Raw genomic sequence first — 20,062 nt, forward strand, 5'->3', positions numbered from 1 at the left:
GGTTTCCTGGTCTTGTGCCTGTCCTGCGTGTGTGGGGTGGGTGCGGGGTACGGGGTTGTTGTTTGAGAACTACATAGTGGACGCGAGCATCTTGTAAAGCAATTTTGTTTTTGATGTTGAACCTGGTTTTTTCCGGGTTCTCTCGAGAATGTTTTTTGATCTGTGTGGTCAAGTTTTTAAGGGCGCACGGTGGATGCCTTGGCATCAGGAGCCGAAGAAGGACGTAGGAATCTGCGATAAGCCTGGGGGAGTTGATAACCGAACGGTGATCCCAGGATGTCCGAATGGGGAAACCCCGCCAGAGGCTGCAAGGTGATCTGGTGACCCGCATCTGAACACATAGGGTGCGTGGGGGGAACGCGGGGAAGTGAAACATCTCAGTACCCGCAGGAAGAGAAAACAAGAGTGATTCCGTTAGTAGTGGCGAGCGAACGCGGATCAGGCTAAACCGTTTCATGTGTGATAGCCGGCGGGCGTTGCATGGGCGGGGTTGTGGGACTTTGCGTGTTGGTTCTGCCGGACCGGCGAGGTGTGTGTGCAGGCATAGGTGAACGGTCTTGAAAGGCCGGCCGGAGAGGGTGTGAGCCCCGTAACCGTAATGTTGTGTGCCGCTTGTGGAGTATCCCGAGTAGCACGGGGCCCGAGAAATCCCGTGTGAATCTGTCAGGACCACCTGATAAGCCTAAATACTTCCTGATGACCGATAGCGGACCAGTACCGTGAGGGAAAGGTGAAAAGTACCCCGGGAGGGGAGTGAAATAGTACCTGAAACCGTGTGCTTACAATCCGTCAGAGCCTCCTTGTTGGGGTGATGGCGTGCCTTTTGAAGAATGAGCCTGCGAGTTAGTGTTACGTCGCGAGGTTAACCCGTGTGGGGTAGCCGTAGCGAAAGCGAGTCTGAACAGGGCGAGTGTAGTGGCGTGATCTAGACCCGAAGCGGAGTGATCTACCCATGGCCAGGTTGAAGCGACGGTAAGACGTCGTGGAGGACCGAACCCACTTCAGTTGAAAATGGAGGGGATGAGCTGTGGGTAGGGGTGAAAGGCCAATCAAACTCCGTGATAGCTGGTTCTCCCCGAAATGCATTTAGGTGCAGCGTTGCGTGTTTCTTGCCGGAGGTAGAGCTACTGGATGGCCGATGGGCCCTACAAGGTTACTGACGTCAGCCAAACTCCGAATGCCGGTAAGTGAGAGCGTAGCAGTGAGACTGTGGGGGATAAGCTTCATAGTCGAGAGGGAAACAGCCCAGACCACCAACTAAGGCCCCTAAGCGTGTGCTAAGTGGGAAAGGATGTGGAGTTGCTTAGACAACCAGGAGGTTGGCTTAGAAGCAGCCATCCTTGAAAGAGTGCGTAATAGCTCACTGGTCAAGTGATTCCGCGCCGACAATGTAGCGGGGCTCAAGTACACCGCCGAAGTTGTGGCATTCACATGGTTTCCAAGCCTTCGTGGTTCAGGAGTGTGGATGGGTAGGGGAGCGTCGTGTGGGCGGTGAAGTCGCGGTGTGAACCAGCGGTGGAGCCTACACGAGTGAGAATGCAGGCATGAGTAGCGAAAGACGGGTGAGAAACCCGTCCGCCGGATGATCAAGGGTTCCAGGGTCAAGCTAATCTGCCCTGGGTAAGTCGGGACCTAAGGCGAGGCCGACAGGCGTAGTCGATGGACAACGGGTTGATATTCCCGTACCGGCGAAGAACCGCCCATGCCAAGCGGGGGATACTAACCGCCCGGAGCCTGCCCTAGCACCCTTGTGGTGTGTGGGTTTTGGCCGAGCGCGGGACCTGATCCCGGGAGGCAAGCGTATTAACAGGTGTGACGCAGGAAGGTAGCCGGGCCGGGCGATGGTTGCCCCGGTCTAAGGATGTAGGGTCAGCGATAGGCAAATCCGTCGCTGTGTCTTGGATGACGTGCCTGAGATCTGATGGGACTCCCGCGAGGGGGGATCCGGTGATCCTATGCTGCCGAGAAAAGCATCGACGCGAGGTTTTAGCCGCCCGTACCCCAAACCGACACAGGTGATCAGGTAGAGAATACCAAGGCGATCGAGAGAATTATGGTTAAGGAACTCGGCAAAATGCCCCCGTAACTTCGGGAGAAGGGGGGCCCTGACCTTGAACCGCGCGTGCCGCGGGGAGGGGGTAGGGGCCGCAGAGACCAGGGGGAAGCGACTGTTTACTAAAAACACAGGTCCGTGCGAAGTCGCAAGACGATGTATACGGACTGACTCCTGCCCGGTGCTGGAAGGTTAAGAGGACCGGTTAGCCGCAAGGCGAAGCTGAGAATTTAAGCCCCAGTAAACGGCGGTGGTAACTATAACCATCCTAAGGTAGCGAAATTCCTTGTCGGGTAAGTTCCGACCTGCACGAATGGAGTAACGACTTCCCCGCTGTCTCAACCATAAACTCGGCGAAATTGCAGTACGAGTAAAGATGCTCGTTACGCGCAGCAGGACGGAAAGACCCCGAGACCTTTACTATAGTTTGGTATTGGTGTTCGGAGTGGCTTGTGTAGGATAGGTGGGAGACGTTGAAGCTGTCACGCCAGTGGCGGTGGAGTCATCGTTGAAATACCACTCTGGTCACTTTGGACATCTAACTTCGGCCCGTGATCCGGGTCAGGGACAGTGCCTGATGGGTAGTTTAACTGGGGCGGTTGCCTCCTAAAAAGTAACGGAGGCGCCCAAAGGTTCCCTCAGCCTGGTTGGCAATCAGGTGTCGAGTGTAAGTGCACAAGGGAGCTTGACTGTGAGAGAGACATCTCAAGCAGGGACGAAAGTCGGGACTAGTGATCCGGCGGTACATTGTGGAATGGCCGTCGCTCAACGGATAAAAGGTACCTCGGGGATAACAGGCTGATCTTGCCCAAGAGTCCATATCGACGGCATGGTTTGGCACCTCGATGTCGGCTCGTCGCATCCTGGGGCTGGAGTAGGTCCCAAGGGTTGGGCTGTTCGCCCATTAAAGCGGTACGCGAGCTGGGTTTAGAACGTCGTGAGACAGTTCGGTCCCTATCCGCTGCGCGCGCAGGAAATTTGAGAAGGGCTGTCCTTAGTACGAGAGGACCGGGACGGACGAACCTCTGGTGTGTCAGTTGTACTGCCAAGTGCACCGCTGATTAGCTACGTTCGGATGGGATAACCGCTGAAAGCATCTAAGCGGGAAGCTCGCTTCAAGATGAGATTTCCACCCACCATGAGTGGGGGAGGCCCCCAGCCAGACCACTGGGTTGATAGGCCGGATGTGGAAGACAGGACCAACGACTGTTGAAGCTGACCGGTACTAATAGGCCAACGACTTACACCACACACCACCCCCCAAACACGGGGTGTGGGTTTTTACACTGCTTGCGTCCACTATGTGGTTCCCGAACAACAACCCGGGAACACCAACACAACATAACCGAATAATCGAATAATCGAATAACTGAATAACAACACCACATGTTGTAACCCAAGAACTTCCCACCCACCCCCACACCAGGGGCAGGGACGGGTACAAAGGTTACGGCGGTCATAGCGTGGGGGAAACGCCCGGTCCCATTCCGAACCCGGAAGCTAAGACCCACAGCGCCGATGGTACTGCACCCGGGAGGGTGTGGGAGAGTAGGACACCGCCGGACAACACTCCAAAAATGGTCGAGACCCCCACACCCCGGTGTGGGGGTCTCCCACGTTAACCACCAAAACACCACCCAGCGCCCCGCACCCCGAGGAGCGCCCCGGAAAGCGGCCCGGGACATGAGCCGGCGCCCCGAAAAAGCGGCCCGGACCTGAGCCGGCGCCGGAACACGCACAAACCCCCGCTCACCTACCCGGGCGTTTTCATGAACCCCCGCTCACTTACCCGGGCCGAAAGACCTGAGTTGCTCATTGGCTTAGACGTGAGTTTCGGGACTACGGATGGCCTCAAGCATGGCTTGCCGCGCTGCGCGCCGCGCTGCGTCTCGAGCGTCGCAATGCGGGTTTCAAGCGGACTGCGGGCGCAGTTTTCCGGCGTGCAGGGGCGAATCGTCGCCCACGGACCAGACGTGGCCGAACGGGTCGACGAAACCGCCTTGGCGGTGCGTTCCCCACGGCATCCTGTGGTCCTCGACCGGGGAGCCGGGGGACGCCCCGGCGGCAAGCGCCTGGGCCACGAAGGCGTCCGGGTCCTCGACGAACACCTCGATCCGTGTGCTCGTGATGCCCGCGCGGTCCGGGCTCGTCTCGGCGGGGTTGCGGGGGTTGACCTCGTGGAGGAAGAAGGGTGCACCTTCGACCGCGAGCCCGGCCACGCCACCGAGGTTCCAGAGTTCCACCGCGCCGAGGGCCTTCCGATACCAGGCAACGGCGGCCGTCGCGTCCGGAACAATGAGCATCACCGAAATGGCTATCACGCGTTGCCCGCCTTCCACGCTGGCCTAGTCAGACCTGCGGGGTCGATGAGGCCTGCGGTCACCTTACCGCCGTCGTTCTGCCCAGTCACGAGGTCGGCTGGTCACGCAGTCCGCCCGTCATGGGCGCGCCCACTTCAAATTGCGAGCGTCCGTCGTCGGCCCGGCGTCCACACGACCAGGGCGAAATGGCTGAGGGCCCTTCGTTCGCCCGCTACCGGCGGTCCAGCAACCCGGGTCCCGTTGCCGCAACACCCGCCGCGTGAGCCACGTCAGGCGGGAACGCCGCATCACCTCTCGCCGCCAAGCCGGGATACCCCCCCGCATGTACTTCTGGCCGAAGGACAGACCCGTGCTTGCCCGCGTGTGAGCCGGCGTCCGGGGGATGCACTCTGGATGTGAGCGCGCGGCGTCGGAAAGGGCCCGGATGAGTCGGCGGTGGAACGCTCCGAATCTGTGCTTGGCCATTGCGGGCAGTTTTTCAGCCAACCGGCGCTGCAGCCAGTGTGTCCCGCATCTTCGGGGGAGTAACGCTCACCGCCGCTTCTCGTATCGGGTCAGGAGAACGCCGTCGGGGAAAGCAGTCTTCTCCACGAGTTCCAGGTTCACCCAGTTGTCCAGTGCGACGAAGAAGGGAGTGCCGCCGCCGACCAGGACCGGATGAGTGACTAGAAGGTACTCGTCGATCAGTCCGGCTTGCACGGCCGTTCCTGCGAGGGTTGCGCCGCCGATTGCCATCGGACCGCCGTCCTCGCCCTTGAGTCGGGTGATCTCGGTGACGGCATCGCCGTTGACCAAGCGGGTGTTCCATTCGACTTTGTCGATCGTAGAGGAGAACACAACTTTCGGAGTGCTGCGCCAGTTGCGTGCGAACTCGATCTGCGCCGCGGTCGCGTTGGGTTGCTCGTCGCCGGTCGGCCAGTACGAGCTCATCGTTTCCCATAGCTTGCGTCCGTACAAGGACAGGCTGTTCGCCTGCTCCCGCTCGAGCCACCACTGGAAGAGCTCGTCGCTTGGCACGCTCCAGCCAATGTTGCCGGATGGTGACGCGTGTCCTGGATCGTGCGCGGAGATGTATCCGTCCACTGTCACGTTCATGCCGTAGCTCAGCTTCCGCATGGCGTCAGCATCCATGATTTGACCTCAACCTACAAGACCCATCTCCATGAGAGGGGCGCAGTAGCGCCGCGAACCGGGGTGGTTTCGGGAAGGTGGGAGATCGCCTGGGTCGGCCCACGAAAGCCGCAATGTCCGCTGCCGGTTTTCGAGCCCGACGGCGGTACTCATCGAGTGCCTCACCCCACCTGCCGGGCGGGATGGAACGCGTCCCTGATCGTGGTCGCCTCCCTGAGCTTCTCGGCGATGGCGGTTTTGAACAAGATGAAGCCGCCCATCGGACCAGGCTTTGATAATTCTTGTGGCCGCCGAGCCCTCGGCGACCCAGCCCTATCCCGAGCCGGCGCGCCGACCGGCAGTACACGCCCAACCGCGATAAGTCCTGACACCCACAAACAAATGCAGTCGAGTTTTTCGTCACATGGGTATCCGGTAAATCTCTGAATGCACGGAAGAATATGGTCGATATGCCGCGAAGACCGCAGTTGGGAATGTTGGTGTGCAGTTGCGACGAGATTTGTGGTGGAGGGCACGTTCTTTGTTTTTTGGTTGGGTTGGTGGTCCGGGCGGGTTTGTGGCTTGGGTTTTGGCGTGTTGTGGGGGTTCTTGGCTCCCTGAGGGTGAATTTGCCTGCGGTCCTCGAGGTGTGTAAAGTAGTTCGAGTCGCCGCCGCTGATGCGGAAAAATAGCGACCGACCCCCTTTGATAAACGGCCTGAAAATGGTGCGCTGACCAGTGTGCCTTGGACGGGTGGGGACCCCTCTGGAGCAGTGAATTGCGGTAACGCCGATTTGCTTGTTCCAGGCAGTTCGGGTAAGTTTGGGAAGTTGCTCCGGAGCGATCTTGGCCTGTGTGGTTGGGTGGTGTCGGGTGTGTCTGTTGTTTGAGAACTCAATAGTGTGCCAAGTTTGTTGATACCGATTGTTTTTTGAATTGGTTGTTTTGCCGGGCCTTGTCCGCCCCTGTGGGTGGGGTCTGGTTCAGCTGGTTTCAGATTTTGTGCAGCTGTTTTCGCCGTTGTTTCCGGTGGGGATGGTTGTGTCTGTTTTTGTTTTTTGACGGAGAGTTTGATCCTGGCTCAGGATGAACGCTGGCGGCGTGCTTAACACATGCAAGTCGAACGATGAAGCGGTGCTTGCACCGTGGATTAGTGGCGAACGGGTGAGTAACACGTGAGTAACCTGCCCTTGACTCTGGGATAAGCCTGGGAAACTGGGTCTAATACCGGATATGACTGCTCCGCGCATGCGGTGGTGGTGGAAAGCTTTTGTGGTTTTGGATGGACTCGCGGCCTATCAGCTTGTTGGTGGGGTAATGGCCTACCAAGGCGACGACGGGTAGCCGGCCTGAGAGGGTGACCGGCCACACTGGGACTGAGACACGGCCCAGACTCCTACGGGAGGCAGCAGTGGGGAATATTGCACAATGGGCGCAAGCCTGATGCAGCGACGCCGCGTGAGGGATGACGGCCTTCGGGTTGTAAACCTCTTTCAGTAGGGAAGAAGCGTAAGTGACGGTACCTGCAGAAGAAGCGCCGGCTAACTACGTGCCAGCAGCCGCGGTAATACGTAGGGCGCAAGCGTTATCCGGAATTATTGGGCGTAAAGAGCTCGTAGGCGGTTTGTCGCGTCTGCTGTGAAAGACCGGGGCTCAACTCCGGTTCTGCAGTGGGTACGGGCAGACTAGAGTGATGTAGGGGAGACTGGAATTCCTGGTGTAGCGGTGAAATGCGCAGATATCAGGAGGAACACCGATGGCGAAGGCAGGTCTCTGGGCATTAACTGACGCTGAGGAGCGAAAGCATGGGGAGCGAACAGGATTAGATACCCTGGTAGTCCATGCCGTAAACGTTGGGCACTAGGTGTGGGGGACATTCCACGTTTTCCGCGCCGTAGCTAACGCATTAAGTGCCCCGCCTGGGGAGTACGGCCGCAAGGCTAAAACTCAAAGGAATTGACGGGGGCCCGCACAAGCGGCGGAGCATGCGGATTAATTCGATGCAACGCGAAGAACCTTACCAAGGCTTGACATGGACTAGTAAAGCGCAGAGATGTGCTCCCCTCTTGAGGCTGGTTCACAGGTGGTGCATGGTTGTCGTCAGCTCGTGTCGTGAGATGTTGGGTTAAGTCCCGCAACGAGCGCAACCCTCGTTCTATGTTGCCAGCGGTTCGGCCGGGGACTCATAGGAGACTGCCGGGGTCAACTCGGAGGAAGGTGGGGACGACGTCAAATCATCATGCCCCTTATGTCTTGGGCTTCACGCATGCTACAATGGCCGGTACAAAGGGTTGCGATACTGTGAGGTGGAGCTAATCCCAAAAAGCCGGTCTCAGTTCGGATTGGGGTCTGCAACTCGACCCCATGAAGTCGGAGTCGCTAGTAATCGCAGATCAGCAACGCTGCGGTGAATACGTTCCCGGGCCTTGTACACACCGCCCGTCAAGTCACGAAAGTTGGTAACACCCGAAGCCGGTGGCCTAACCCTTGTGGGGGGAGCCGTCGAAGGTGGGACCGGCGATTGGGACTAAGTCGTAACAAGGTAGCCGTACCGGAAGGTGCGGCTGGATCACCTCCTTTCTAAGGAGCGCTGTGCATCGTTGTCCTGTTGGCCCTGTGGGGGTTGGCGGGGCGGGTGCCAGGTAGCAAGCCCGTTGCGCAGGCGGATGTTCTGCGGCGGGTGCTCATGGGTGGAATATCAACGAATCATTTTTGGTGGCATGGCTGTGTGGTCTGTGCCCTGGTGCTAGTACGACGCCTTTCCTTCGTTTTCGAAGGCGGGGGTGTGGGGAACGTGTCCGGGGTGTGGGTTGTGTGGTGGTGTTTGGTGCACTGTTGGGTCCTGAGGCAACAGGCCCTGCTGGTTTCCTTGTGTCTGGTCTGCGCGCGTGTGTGTGCGGGGCGGGTGTGGGGGGTGGTGGGTGTTGTTTCTGGTTTCCTGGTCTTGTGCCTGTCCTGCGTGTGTGGGGTGGGTGCGGGGTACGGGGTTGTTGTTTGAGAACTACATAGTGGACGCGAGCATCTTGTAAAGCAATTTTGTTTTTGATGTTGAACCTGGTTTTTTCCGGGTTCTCTCGAGAATGTTTTTTGATCTGTGTGGTCAAGTTTTTAAGGGCGCACGGTGGATGCCTTGGCATCAGGAGCCGAAGAAGGACGTAGGAATCTGCGATAAGCCTGGGGGAGTTGATAACCGAACGGTGATCCCAGGATGTCCGAATGGGGAAACCCCGCCAGAGGCTGCAAGGTGATCTGGTGACCCGCATCTGAACACATAGGGTGCGTGGGGGGAACGCGGGGAAGTGAAACATCTCAGTACCCGCAGGAAGAGAAAACAAGAGTGATTCCGTTAGTAGTGGCGAGCGAACGCGGATCAGGCTAAACCGTTTCATGTGTGATAGCCGGCGGGCGTTGCATGGGCGGGGTTGTGGGACTTTGCGTGTTGGTTCTGCCGGACCGGCGAGGTGTGTGTGCAGGCATAGGTGAACGGTCTTGAAAGGCCGGCCGGAGAGGGTGTGAGCCCCGTAACCGTAATGTTGTGTGCCGCTTGTGGAGTATCCCGAGTAGCACGGGGCCCGAGAAATCCCGTGTGAATCTGTCAGGACCACCTGATAAGCCTAAATACTTCCTGATGACCGATAGCGGACCAGTACCGTGAGGGAAAGGTGAAAAGTACCCCGGGAGGGGAGTGAAATAGTACCTGAAACCGTGTGCTTACAATCCGTCAGAGCCTCCTTGTTGGGGTGATGGCGTGCCTTTTGAAGAATGAGCCTGCGAGTTAGTGTTACGTCGCGAGGTTAACCCGTGTGGGGTAGCCGTAGCGAAAGCGAGTCTGAACAGGGCGAGTGTAGTGGCGTGATCTAGACCCGAAGCGGAGTGATCTACCCATGGCCAGGTTGAAGCGACGGTAAGACGTCGTGGAGGACCGAACCCACTTCAGTTGAAAATGGAGGGGATGAGCTGTGGGTAGGGGTGAAAGGCCAATCAAACTCCGTGATAGCTGGTTCTCCCCGAAATGCATTTAGGTGCAGCGTTGCGTGTTTCTTGCCGGAGGTAGAGCTACTGGATGGCCGATGGGCCCTACAAGGTTACTGACGTCAGCCAAACTCCGAATGCCGGTAAGTGAGAGCGTAGCAGTGAGACTGTGGGGGATAAGCTTCATAGTCGAGAGGGAAACAGCCCAGACCACCAACTAAGGCCCCTAAGCGTGTGCTAAGTGGGAAAGGATGTGGAGTTGCTTAGACAACCAGGAGGTTGGCTTAGAAGCAGCCATCCTTGAAAGAGTGCGTAATAGCTCACTGGTCAAGTGATTCCGCGCCGACAATGTAGCGGGGCTCAAGTACACCGCCGAAGTTGTGGCATTCACATGGTTTCCAAGCCTTCGTGGTTCAGGAGTGTGGATGGGTAGGGGAGCGTCGTGTGGGCGGTGAAGTCGCGGTGTGAACCAGCGGTGGAGCCTACACGAGTGAGAATGCAGGCATGAGTAGCGAAAGACGGGTGAGAAACCCGTCCGCCGGATGATCAAGGGTTCCAGGGTCAAGCTAATCTGCCCTGGGTAAGTCGGGACCTAAGGCGAGGCCGACAGGCGTAGTCGATGGACAACGGGTTGATATTCCCGTACCGGCGAAGAACCGCCCATGCCAAGCGGGGGATACTAACCGCCCGGAGCCTGCCCTAGCACCCTTGTGGTGTGTGGGTTTTGGCCGAGCGCGGGACCTGATCCCGGGAGGCAAGCGTATTAACAGGTGTGACGCAGGAAGGTAGCCGGGCCGGGCGATGGTTGCCCCGGTCTAAGGATGTAGGGTCAGCGATAGGCAAATCCGTCGCTGTGTCTTGGATGACGTGCCTGAGATCTGATGGGACTCCCGCGAGGGGGGATCCGGTGATCCTATGCTGCCGAGAAAAGCATCGACGCGAGGTTTTAGCCGCCCGTACCCCAAACCGACACAGGTGATCAGGTAGAGAATACCAAGGCGATCGAGAGAATTATGGTTAAGGAACTCGGCAAAATGCCCCCGTAACTTCGGGAGAAGGGGGGCCCTGACCTTGAACCGCGCGTGCCGCGGGGAGGGGGTAGGGGCCGCAGAGACCAGGGGGAAGCGACTGTTTACTAAAAACACAGGTCCGTGCGAAGTCGCAAGACGATGTATACGGACTGACTCCTGCCCGGTGCTGGAAGGTTAAGAGGACCGGTTAGCCGCAAGGCGAAGCTGAGAATTTAAGCCCCAGTAAACGGCGGTGGTAACTATAACCATCCTAAGGTAGCGAAATTCCTTGTCGGGTAAGTTCCGACCTGCACGAATGGAGTAACGACTTCCCCGCTGTCTCAACCATAAACTCGGCGAAATTGCAGTACGAGTAAAGATGCTCGTTACGCGCAGCAGGACGGAAAGACCCCGAGACCTTTACTATAGTTTGGTATTGGTGTTCGGAGTGGCTTGTGTAGGATAGGTGGGAGACGTTGAAGCTGTCACGCCAGTGGCGGTGGAGTCATCGTTGAAATACCACTCTGGTCACTTTGGACATCTAACTTCGGCCCGTGATCCGGGTCAGGGACAGTGCCTGATGGGTAGTTTAACTGGGGCGGTTGCCTCCTAAAAAGTAACGGAGGCGCCCAAAGGTTCCCTCAGCCTGGTTGGCAATCAGGTGTCGAGTGTAAGTGCACAAGGGAGCTTGACTGTGAGAGAGACATCTCAAGCAGGGACGAAAGTCGGGACTAGTGATCCGGCGGTACATTGTGGAATGGCCGTCGCTCAACGGATAAAAGGTACCTCGGGGATAACAGGCTGATCTTGCCCAAGAGTCCATATCGACGGCATGGTTTGGCACCTCGATGTCGGCTCGTCGCATCCTGGGGCTGGAGTAGGTCCCAAGGGTTGGGCTGTTCGCCCATTAAAGCGGTACGCGAGCTGGGTTTAGAACGTCGTGAGACAGTTCGGTCCCTATCCGCTGCGCGCGCAGGAAATTTGAGAAGGGCTGTCCTTAGTACGAGAGGACCGGGACGGACGAACCTCTGGTGTGTCAGTTGTACTGCCAAGTGCACCGCTGATTAGCTACGTTCGGATGGGATAACCGCTGAAAGCATCTAAGCGGGAAGCTCGCTTCAAGATGAGATTTCCACCCACCATGAGTGGGGGAGGCCCCCAGCCAGACCACTGGGTTGATAGGCCGGATGTGGAAGACAGGACCAACGACTGTTGAAGCTGACCGGTACTAATAGGCCAACGACTTACACCACACACCACCCCCCAAACACGGGGTGTGGGTTTTTACACTGCTTGCGTCCACTATGTGGTTCCCGAACAACAACCCGGGAACACCAACACAACATAACCGAATAATCGAATAATCGAATAACTGAATAACAACACCACATGTTGTAACCCAAGAACTTCCCACCCACCCCCACACCAGGGGCAGGGACGGGTACAAAGGTTACGGCGGTCATAGCGTGGGGGAAACGCCCGGTCCCATTCCGAACCCGGAAGCTAAGACCCACAGCGCCGATGGTACTGCACCCGGGAGGGTGTGGGAGAGTAGGACACCGCCGGACAACACTCCAAAAATGGTCGAGACCCCCACACCCCGGTGTGGGGGTCTCCCACGTTAACCACCAAAACACCACACACACCCACACCCCCGGGCACCAGGCACCAGCCCTACCCCGCGAAGAAATCCGCCAGTTCGGCAATGAGTTTGTCGGGGGCTTTGATTGCTCCGTCGTGACCGTGTCCTGGCAGGATCGTGTAGCTGGATCCCGAGAGGACGTCGTGGATCTGTCCGCAAGCGACGCCGAAGTAGGCCGGGCTCTTTTCGCCGACCACAATGAGGGTTTCCAACGGCAGCTCAAGAAAGGGCTCCGCCGGCATGTCCGCCGCGATGATCGCCTTTATTTCCCGGACCCCGGCCTGCATGAGGTCGCGCATCTGCTTGCCCATCGGAGTGCCGGCCGTCAGCTTGTTGACGAGGGTAAGCATCGAAAGCGGCATCCGCGCGAAGGCGCCTTCGGTTTCCACGCCCTTGACGAGTACGGCGAGGCCGCGATCAAAGTCTCCCGCCGCCGTCGCACGCTCGTATTCGCTCGTCCAGTCGGCCTTGACGCTGTGGTTGACGGAGACGGCGGGGTCGTACACTGCGAGGCGCTCTACCGGCAGGGAACGGGCAGCATGGAGGGCTACCGTGCCGCCGAAGCTGTGCCCGAAGACGTCGGTGCTACCGGTGTGTTTCATGACTTGGGCGAGGTCGCGGATGTCGACGTCGAGGGTGAAGTCCTGCGGCTGCGGCGACGATTCACCGCGCCCGCGTCGGTTGAAGGTATGGACAGGCCTGCCAAGGGCTGCGCTGAGTTTTTGGGCGAACCTGGAGTAGTCCGCAGCAGTGACCATGGAAGCGGGCACCACCACCACTCCGGAGCCGCCGGGGGGCAGCCCGCTCCCGGTCGTGAAGAGCTCGAGGGTTCCGCCATCGGCTGTTGTGATCTTCTCGCGCGTCATGCTCCGAGCCTAACCGAGCGGCGGGGTTCCGTCAGTCCTTGAAATAGCTTGAGATGTCGGTCACAAGTTCCTTCACAGCGGCGGGAACGGATCCGTGGAAGCACTTGGGTGAGACCACCAAACTGCTTCCCGGAACGGCATCGTGCAGCCGCTTGGCCGTGACCCTGTAATAGGCGGGACTTTTGCCGCCCACCATGAAACACGTATTGCCCGGCAGCACGGAAAAATCCCGGGGCTGCCGCCCTTCGTCGAAGGCAGCCTTGAGTTCGCCGACCGCCGTCGGCATGAGCTCCCGCATGAGCTTGTTGACTTTCGTGCGCGAGACAACTGCCATGAGGCCAGCGAGGATCGGTTCCGGAACCCTGGAGAGGGCGGTTCCCGCCTCCATGCCCCTCTTCAAGCGCGCCATTGCGAGTCCCACGCGGCCGCTGTCCACCGACTCCGCGAATCCATCCACCCAGCGGGTATCCATGCTGCCATCGATATTGACGGCGGCGTCGTACACTGCCAGTTTCTCTGGCTCGAAGCCTGTTCCGACGAATTCCTGCACAGCGTTGAGCGCCACGGATCCGCCGAGGCTGTGGCCCAGGATGTTCCTCGCCCCTGTGGCGTCCAAGATTGTCCGGACATCGTCGATTTCCGTTGTCATGGAATAGTCAGCCGGCAGTGCCGACGAATTGCCGCGTCCGCGGCGGTCATAGATGTCAACCGCCCATTCTTCGCCGAGGTTTTTGGAAAGTTCCATGGAAAAAGGCCGGTAAATAAGCGCGGTGAGGAACGCCCCGCCAATCAGGACCACGCGCCGTTCTCCGGGAGCGTCTTCGGCGCCGTAGCTGTACAAGGCAAGCTTGCCGCCGTCGGGAGTCGGGACGTCGCGTTCTCTCACCTGTTCATCCTAGGGCGGCCTCTCAGGCCGCCAGGTACTTCGCAGTTCTTTCAGCGAGCAGCTTGCCTGGGCGGATCGGCCCGTCGTGGAAATGGAAGGGCACGACGCCGGACTCCACCGCCGGGGAGACGGCGGCCACTTGCCGCGCAATAGCGGCGAAATAGGCCGGGCTCCATCCGCCGCTCAGCATGAGTGTGGGGGTCTCCAAGGCAGCGAAGTCTTCAATGCTGCTTTCGGCGTCGAGCACTGCGTGCATTTCGAGTACGGCGGCGGGCAGGAGTCCCCGCATTTCGTAGCCCAAGCGGGTCTTGGCCGAGAGGATGCTCAAGAGCCGAAGCGCGCCGAGCGGCAGGTAGGAAATGGGCCCGGCGGTACCGAGTCCCTGCACCAGGTGGGCCCATGCCTGGTCGAGTTGCCCGGCTGTCAGTGATTCCTCCAGCTCCGGGCGCCACCGGCCGTTAAGGCTGCCGGAAAAGGACACCGCCGCGTCGTAGGTGACCAAGCGGGATATCGTTCCCTGGCGAGCGGTTTGGAGGGCTACGAATCCGCCGAAACTGTGCCCGACGACTTCAGTGGATTCGCTCGCTTTCATCACGGCCGTCAGGTCGTTGATTTCAGTTTCGGCAGAGTAGTTGCTTGGCTGCGGTGCCGACCCGCCGCGTCCGCGACGGTTGTACGTGTGCACCGGCCTGCCGAGCAGCGCACTGAGGTGCCGCGCGAATTGCCAGTACAGCGAGTCCGTCACCAAGGTGCCATGAACAAGTACGACGCCGGGTCCCGACGTCGCGCGCTGGGCACCTGGAAAGGCGGCGCCACCTGCCGGACCGAAGGAGTGCACCTCAAGCAGGCCGCCGTCGTCGTCCGTTTCAACTGTCCACGTCTCCACAGCCCGAGTCTACGTCGGGACAGCCCCACAGGGGGCGGCTAGGGAACTCCAAGGAATCCCCGGTAAACTAGGGGATTGTGACTTCCGCAAACACCCCTTCCCCGCACGCAGCACCCGAGCCCGCCGATGCCAGCGAACAGATGCGCATCCGCATGGAAAAGCGCAGCAAGCTGATCGATCGCGGTACCGAGGCCTACCCCGTGGGTGTTGAGCGGACGCATTCCCTCGCGGAAATCCGTGAGAAGTACGCCCACCTTGAAGCGGACGAAACCACCGGGGACACGGTGGGTATCACGGGCCGCGTCGTCTTTGTGCGCAACACCGGCAAGCTCTGCTTCGCCACCCTCCAGGAAGGTGGAGTGGACGGGAAGGCTGTTCGCCTGCAGGCGATGCTCAGCCTCGCGAGCGTCGGCGAGGAAGCCCTTGCGGACTGGAAGGCGCTGGTTGACCTCGGGGACCACGTATTTATCAAGGGCGAGGTGATTTCGTCCCGCCGCGGTGAGCTTTCCGTCATGGCCGATTCGTGGTCGATGGCGTCGAAGGCCCTGCGCCCCCTGCCAGTGCTGCACGCTGAACTGAACGAGGAAACCCGCGTGAGGCAGCGTTACGTGGATCTCATGGTCCGCGATGAAGCCCGCGAGATGGTTTATACGCGCGCCGCGATTACCCGCTCGGTCCGCGACACCCTGGACCGCCGTGGTTATGTCGAGGTGGAAACTCCTATTCTGCAGCTCGTCCATGGCGGCGCAACCGCACGCCCCTTCGAAACGCACATGAACGCTTTCGACCAGAAGATGACATTGCGCATCGCTACCGAGCTTTTCCTCAAGCGCGCGGTAGTGGGCGGAATTGACCGTGTCTATGACATGGGCAGGGTCTTCCGCAACGAGGGCGTCGACTCCACGCACAGTCCCGAATTCACCACCCTGGAATGCTACGAGGCGTGGGCGGACCAGTTCGTCATGGCCGAACGCATGAAGGAAATCATCCTCAACGTCGCCGACGTCGTGGGCACGCGGACTATCCAGACCGAGGCCGGGGAAATAGATCTCGACGGCGAATGGGCTTGGGTCGCGGTTTACCCGGGGCTTTCCGAAGCCATCGGGGAAGAGATCACGCCCGACACCACTGTGCCTGAGCTCCTGGCAATTGCCGCCAAGCATGAAGTCAAAGTGGATCCCAAATGGGATGCGGAAAAGCTCGTGGTGGAACTCTTCGGGGAGATTGTGGAACCGACCCTCCTCAATCCCACGTTTGTCTACGATTACCCGCCTTCCGCGCAGCCCCTTGCCCGTCCGCACCGTGAAGACGACCGCCTGATCGAGGCCTGGGACCTCATTATCGGCGGCATGGAACGCGGTACGGCTTTCTCGGAATTGATCGACCCCGTCATTCAGCGCGAACGCCTCACGGAACAGTCCCGTCGTTCGGCAGCGGGCGACGTCGAAGCCATGCAATTGGATGAGGACTTTCTCCGCGCCCTTGAATATGGCGCCCCGCCGATGGGTGGCATCGGCCTTGGCATCGACCGCTTGGTCATGCTTTTCACCGGAGCCGGTATCCGGGAAACGATCCTGTTCCCGCTCCTCAAGCCCGAAGGGCACTGACCATGGAATACATTGCAGTACTTGCGCCGTCCGTAGTTGTCGGACTTCTCTTTTGGTTTGCGATGAAGGCTATCTTCAACGCGGATAAATCGGAGCGCCAGGCAGAGGCCCGCGCCCAGGAAGAAGCCGGCTTCGGAATTGCGAAGCCGGCCGACGGTTCAACGCCGTCCAAATAGCCTCTTTCGCGGAGCTTCGGCAAAAATTTTAATTGCTGCTTTCCCTGCGTGTGCCTTTGACGTGCGCCTTGTGCTGGACGATAATCATTTATTAGTAGTCTAGCTATTCCGCATATCCAGCCCCTCCAAAAGAGAGTCTTTTCATGGCACAGAAAGTCAAAATTATCCTCGTTGACGACCTGGATGAAGGCTCCGCGGACGAAACGGTCCGCTTCGGCCTTGATGGAGTCAGTTACGAAATGGATCTGTCCAGTGCCAACGCGGCCAAGCTGCGTAGCGCTCTCGAGCCGTTTGTGGCTAAGGCACGCAAGACTTCTACAGGTCGTGTCACGCGAGGCCGGGTTTCCGCGGGGAGAAGCCAGGACTCAGCGCAGATCCGCCAATGGGCACGCGAGAACGGCTATACCGTAAACAGCCGAGGCCGTATTCAGGCCGAAATTCAGGAAGCCTACCAGAAGGCCAATTCCTGACTTCTCGTATCAATACCCCGGCCCATGGCCGGGGTATTGTCATTTCCAGCCCGTTCTTGAGCGCGTGCTTCGGGTTTGGGACAAGGCCCCTTTGCTCGAAGACTTGGCCTTTTGGAAACTATGCAGATCCCGCTGTAAATATCCGGTATGTAATCGGCAAGATTGCCGTGACCAAGGGACCGGACGTTCGGCTTCAAGGGAGCGAACAGGGCAGCCCGTGTGCTTGTGATCGATCGCCCGACGGAGTGGCCGGGCGCGGTAGCCCGGGTTGCTGCCGCCGGGCTTGCAGGGCTTTCGGCAACGCTGTTGTCTTTATTCCCGGTTGCCGTCATGTTTCCCCTGTGGCGAACACGCCCCAAAATTCTTGCGTTGCCACGTAGCATCAAAGTACGTCGTAGCTAGGAGTGTGGCGAAATGTTTGAGAGATTTACGGACCGTGCCCGTCGCGTTGTTGTGCTTGCCCAGGAAGAGGCACGCATGCTCAACCACAACTACATCGGTACCGAGCACATCCTCTTGGGTCTGATCCACGAGGGTGAAGGCGTTGCAGCCAAGGCGCTTGAGTCCCTGAGCATTTCGCTCGATGGCGTCCGCGAACAGGTACAGGAGATCATCGGCCAGGGCCAGCAAGCCCCGTCCGGTCACATCCCGTTCACCCCGCGTGCCAAGAAAGTACTTGAGCTTTCCCTCCGCGAAGCCCTTCAGCTCGGCCACAACTACATCGGTACCGAGCACATCCTGCTTGGCCTTATCCGCGAGGGTGAAGGCGTGGCCGCCCAGGTGCTCGTCAAGCTTGGCGCAGACCTCAACCGGGTGCGGCAGCAGGTCATCCAGCTGCTGTCCGGCTACCAGGGCAAGGAAACCGCAGGCACCGGCGCCGGACCTGGCCAGCAGGAAGGCACCCCGGCCGGTTCGGTGGTGCTGGACCAGTTCGGCCGCAACCTCACCCAGGCTGCCCGCGAAAACAAGCTCGATCCCGTGATCGGCCGCGAGCAGGAGATGGAACGCGTCATGCAGGTCCTCTCCCGCCGCACCAAGAACAACCCCGTCCTGATCGGTGAGCCCGGCGTTGGCAAGACCGCCGTCGTCGAGGGCCTCGCCCAGGCGATCGTCCGCGGCGATGTCCCGGAGACCATCAAGGACAAACAGCTCTACACGCTCGACCTCGGCTCCCTCGTTGCCGGCTCCCGGTACCGTGGTGACTTCGAGGAGCGGTTGAAGAAGGTCCTGAAGGAAATCCGGACCCGTGGCGACATCATTCTGTTCATCGACGAGATCCACACGCTCGTGGGCGCCGGTGCGGCCGAAGGTGCCATCGATGCCGCGTCCATCCTGAAGCCGATGCTTGCCCGCGGTGAACTCCAGACCATCGGTGCCACCACCCTGGACGAGTACCGCAAGCACATCGAAAAGGATGCCGCGCTCGAACGCCGTTTCCAGCCGATCCAGGTCAAGGAACCGTCGGTTGCCCTCGCGATCGAAATCCTCAAGGGGTTGCGCGACCGTTACGAGGCCCACCACCGGGTCACCATCACCGACGGCGCCCTCGCGTCCGCCGCGCAGCTGGCCGAGCGCTACATTTCGGACCGCTTCCTGCCGGACAAGGCGATCGACCTGATCGACGAAGCCGGCGCCCGGCTCCGCATCCGCCGCATGACTGCTCCGCCGGAGCTCAAGGCCATGGACGAGCGCATCGCCGAGGTCAAGATGGAGAAGGAATCCGCCATCGACGCCCAGGACTTCGAAGGCGCCGCTTCCCTGCGCGACAAGGAGCAGAAGCTCATTGCCGAGCGTGCAGAGAAGGAACGCAACTGGAAGTCCGGCGGCATGGATGATGTCTCCGAAGTTGACGAAGACCTGATCGCCGAAGTTCTCGCGAACTCCACCGGCATCCCGGTCTTCAAGCTCACCGAGGAAGAGTCTTCCCGCTTGCTCAAGATGGAAGAGGAACTGCACAAGCGCGTCGTCGGACAGGACGAGGCCATCCGCGCACTGTCCCAGGCCATCCGCCGCACCCGTGCCGGACTCAAGGACCCCAAGCGTCCCGGTGGTTCGTTCATCTTCGCCGGCCCTACCGGCGTCGGAAAGACCGAGCTCGCCAAGGCCCTCGCGGAGTTCCTGTTCGGTGAAGAGGACGCCCTCATCACGTTGGACATGTCCGAGTACTCCGAGAAGCACACGGTGTCGCGCCTCTTCGGTGCCCCTCCGGGCTACGTCGGGTACGAAGAGGGCGGGCAGCTGACTGAAAAGGTCCGCCGTCGTCCGTTCTCCGTGGTCCTGTTCGACGAAGTGGAGAAGGCGCACGCCGACCTCTTCAACTCGCTCCTGCAGATCCTCGAAGACGGCCGCCTGACCGACTCCCAGGGCCGGGTGGTGGACTTCAAGAACACGGTGATCATCATGACCACCAACCTTGGAACGCGCGACATCTCCAAGAGCGTGGCAACGGGCTTCCAGTCCGGCACCGACACCACTACCGGCTACAACCGGATGCGGGCGCGGGTCACGGAAGAACTCAAGCAGCACTTCCGCCCCGAGTTCCTGAACCGTGTTGACGACGTCGTGGTGTTCCCGCAGCTGACCCAGGACGAGATCATCGAGATCGTGGACCTGTTCGTGACGCGCCTTGAGGCGCGCCTGCGGGACAAGGACATGGGCATCGAGCTCACCACGGCCGCCAAGGTGCTCTTGGCCACCCGCGGCTACGATCCCGCGATGGGTGCCCGGCCGTTGCGCCGCACCATCCAGCGTGAGATCGAGGACCAGCTCTCCGAGAAGATCCTCTTCGGCGAACTGCACCAGGGCGATATCGTGGTGGTCGACGTGGACGGCGAAGGCGACGAAGCGAAGTTCACCTTTGCGGGCAACGCCAAGCCGCGCATCCCGGAGATCGCGCCCAGCGCCTAGTATCCGACCGACGGAAGCCCCGTCCGCTCCCATGAGGAGCGGGCGGGGCTTTTCCGCGCCCCCCGGCCCCATGAGAGTTTGTGTACAGATCGCACCGGTTAAAAGCGCTCTTAAGGGGTGCGATCTGTACACAAACTCGGAATGTTCTTTTGTGAT

At 59.7% G+C, this 20,062-nt stretch carries 9 protein-coding genes and 5 rRNA genes; 9 read left to right on the top strand and 5 right to left on the bottom strand.

All coding sequences use genetic code 11. The features are described from left to right. Positions 1-166 precede the first annotated feature (166 nt). Both ABCW42_RS00545 and rrf (ABCW42_RS00550) read left to right on the top strand, forming a co-directional pair. Positions 167-3,303 (top strand): 23S ribosomal RNA (locus ABCW42_RS00545). Between the two features lie 198 nt (positions 3,304-3,501). Continuing rightward, a 5S ribosomal RNA gene (gene rrf, locus ABCW42_RS00550) occupies positions 3,502-3,618 on the top strand. A gap of 345 nt (positions 3,619-3,963) precedes the next feature. On the opposite strand, the gene ABCW42_RS00555 is transcribed toward rrf (ABCW42_RS00550), so the two are convergent. Together ABCW42_RS00555 and ABCW42_RS00560 are read right to left on the bottom strand one after the other, a co-directional pair. Further along, entirely contained in the window at positions 3,964-4,374 is a 411-nt protein-coding gene (locus ABCW42_RS00555; RefSeq protein WP_423183049.1) for a VOC family protein, read from the bottom strand. Positions 4,375-4,905: 531 nt separating this feature from the next. Then, positions 4,906-5,490 carry a dihydrofolate reductase family protein gene (locus ABCW42_RS00560; protein ID WP_423184758.1) on the bottom strand — a complete coding sequence of 195 codons (585 nt, stop codon included), beginning with the start codon at positions 5,488-5,490 and terminating at the stop codon, positions 4,906-4,908. Positions 5,491-6,542: 1,052 nt separating this feature from the next. On the opposite strand from ABCW42_RS00560, the gene ABCW42_RS00565 reads away from it, so the two are divergent. The 3 genes from ABCW42_RS00565 (at position 6,543) to rrf (ABCW42_RS00575) (ending at position 12,034) form a co-directional block, all read left to right on the top strand. Further along, a 16S ribosomal RNA gene (locus ABCW42_RS00565) occupies positions 6,543-8,064 on the top strand. Positions 8,065-8,582: 518 nt separating this feature from the next. Further along, positions 8,583-11,719, top strand: a 23S ribosomal RNA gene (locus ABCW42_RS00570). Positions 11,720-11,917: 198 nt separating this feature from the next. Next, a 5S ribosomal RNA gene (gene rrf, locus ABCW42_RS00575) occupies positions 11,918-12,034 on the top strand. Together the 16S, 23S and 5S rRNA genes form the textbook arrangement of a ribosomal RNA operon. 106 nt (positions 12,035-12,140) lie before the next feature. On the opposite strand, the gene ABCW42_RS00580 is transcribed toward rrf (ABCW42_RS00575), so the two are convergent. The 3 genes from ABCW42_RS00580 to ABCW42_RS00590 are packed head-to-tail and all read right to left on the bottom strand — an operon-like array spanning position 12,141 to position 14,746. Continuing rightward, positions 12,141-12,974, bottom strand: coding sequence for an alpha/beta fold hydrolase (locus ABCW42_RS00580; protein WP_423183050.1), 834 nt, complete (start codon positions 12,972-12,974; stop codon positions 12,141-12,143). A 31-nt stretch (positions 12,975-13,005) separates the two neighbouring features. After that, positions 13,006-13,860 carry an alpha/beta fold hydrolase gene (locus ABCW42_RS00585; protein ID WP_423183051.1) on the bottom strand — a complete coding sequence of 285 codons (855 nt, stop codon included), beginning with the start codon at positions 13,858-13,860 and terminating at the stop codon, positions 13,006-13,008. Between the two features lie 22 nt (positions 13,861-13,882). Next, complete coding sequence (locus ABCW42_RS00590; protein ID WP_423183052.1) at positions 13,883-14,746, bottom strand: alpha/beta fold hydrolase; 864 nt, start codon at positions 14,744-14,746, stop codon at positions 13,883-13,885. Positions 14,747-14,823: 77 nt separating this feature from the next. Between ABCW42_RS00590 and lysS the strand changes: the two genes are divergently transcribed. From lysS to ABCW42_RS00610, 4 genes are all read left to right on the top strand, one after another. Continuing rightward, positions 14,824-16,353, top strand: a complete 1,530-nt coding sequence (lysS, locus tag ABCW42_RS00595; protein ID WP_423183053.1) for a lysine--tRNA ligase — start codon at positions 14,824-14,826, stop codon at positions 16,351-16,353. Positions 16,354-16,355: 2 nt separating this feature from the next. Next, the gene (locus ABCW42_RS00600; RefSeq protein ID WP_165962235.1) at positions 16,356-16,529 is read left to right on the top strand and encodes a hypothetical protein; all 174 of its coding nucleotides are present in this window, start codon (positions 16,356-16,358) and stop codon (positions 16,527-16,529) included. A 143-nt stretch (positions 16,530-16,672) separates the two neighbouring features. Next, entirely contained in the window at positions 16,673-16,999 is a 327-nt protein-coding gene (locus ABCW42_RS00605) for a histone-like nucleoid-structuring protein Lsr2 (protein ID WP_423183054.1), read from the top strand. Between the two features lie 414 nt (positions 17,000-17,413). After that, positions 17,414-19,906, top strand: a complete 2,493-nt coding sequence (locus ABCW42_RS00610) for an ATP-dependent Clp protease ATP-binding subunit (protein ID WP_423183055.1) — start codon at positions 17,414-17,416, stop codon at positions 19,904-19,906. Positions 19,907-20,062: the final 156 nt, after the last annotated feature.

The sequence above is a fragment of the Arthrobacter sp. NyZ413 genome (assembly GCF_049390645.1).
Lineage (GTDB): Bacteria > Actinomycetota > Actinomycetes > Actinomycetales > Micrococcaceae > Arthrobacter.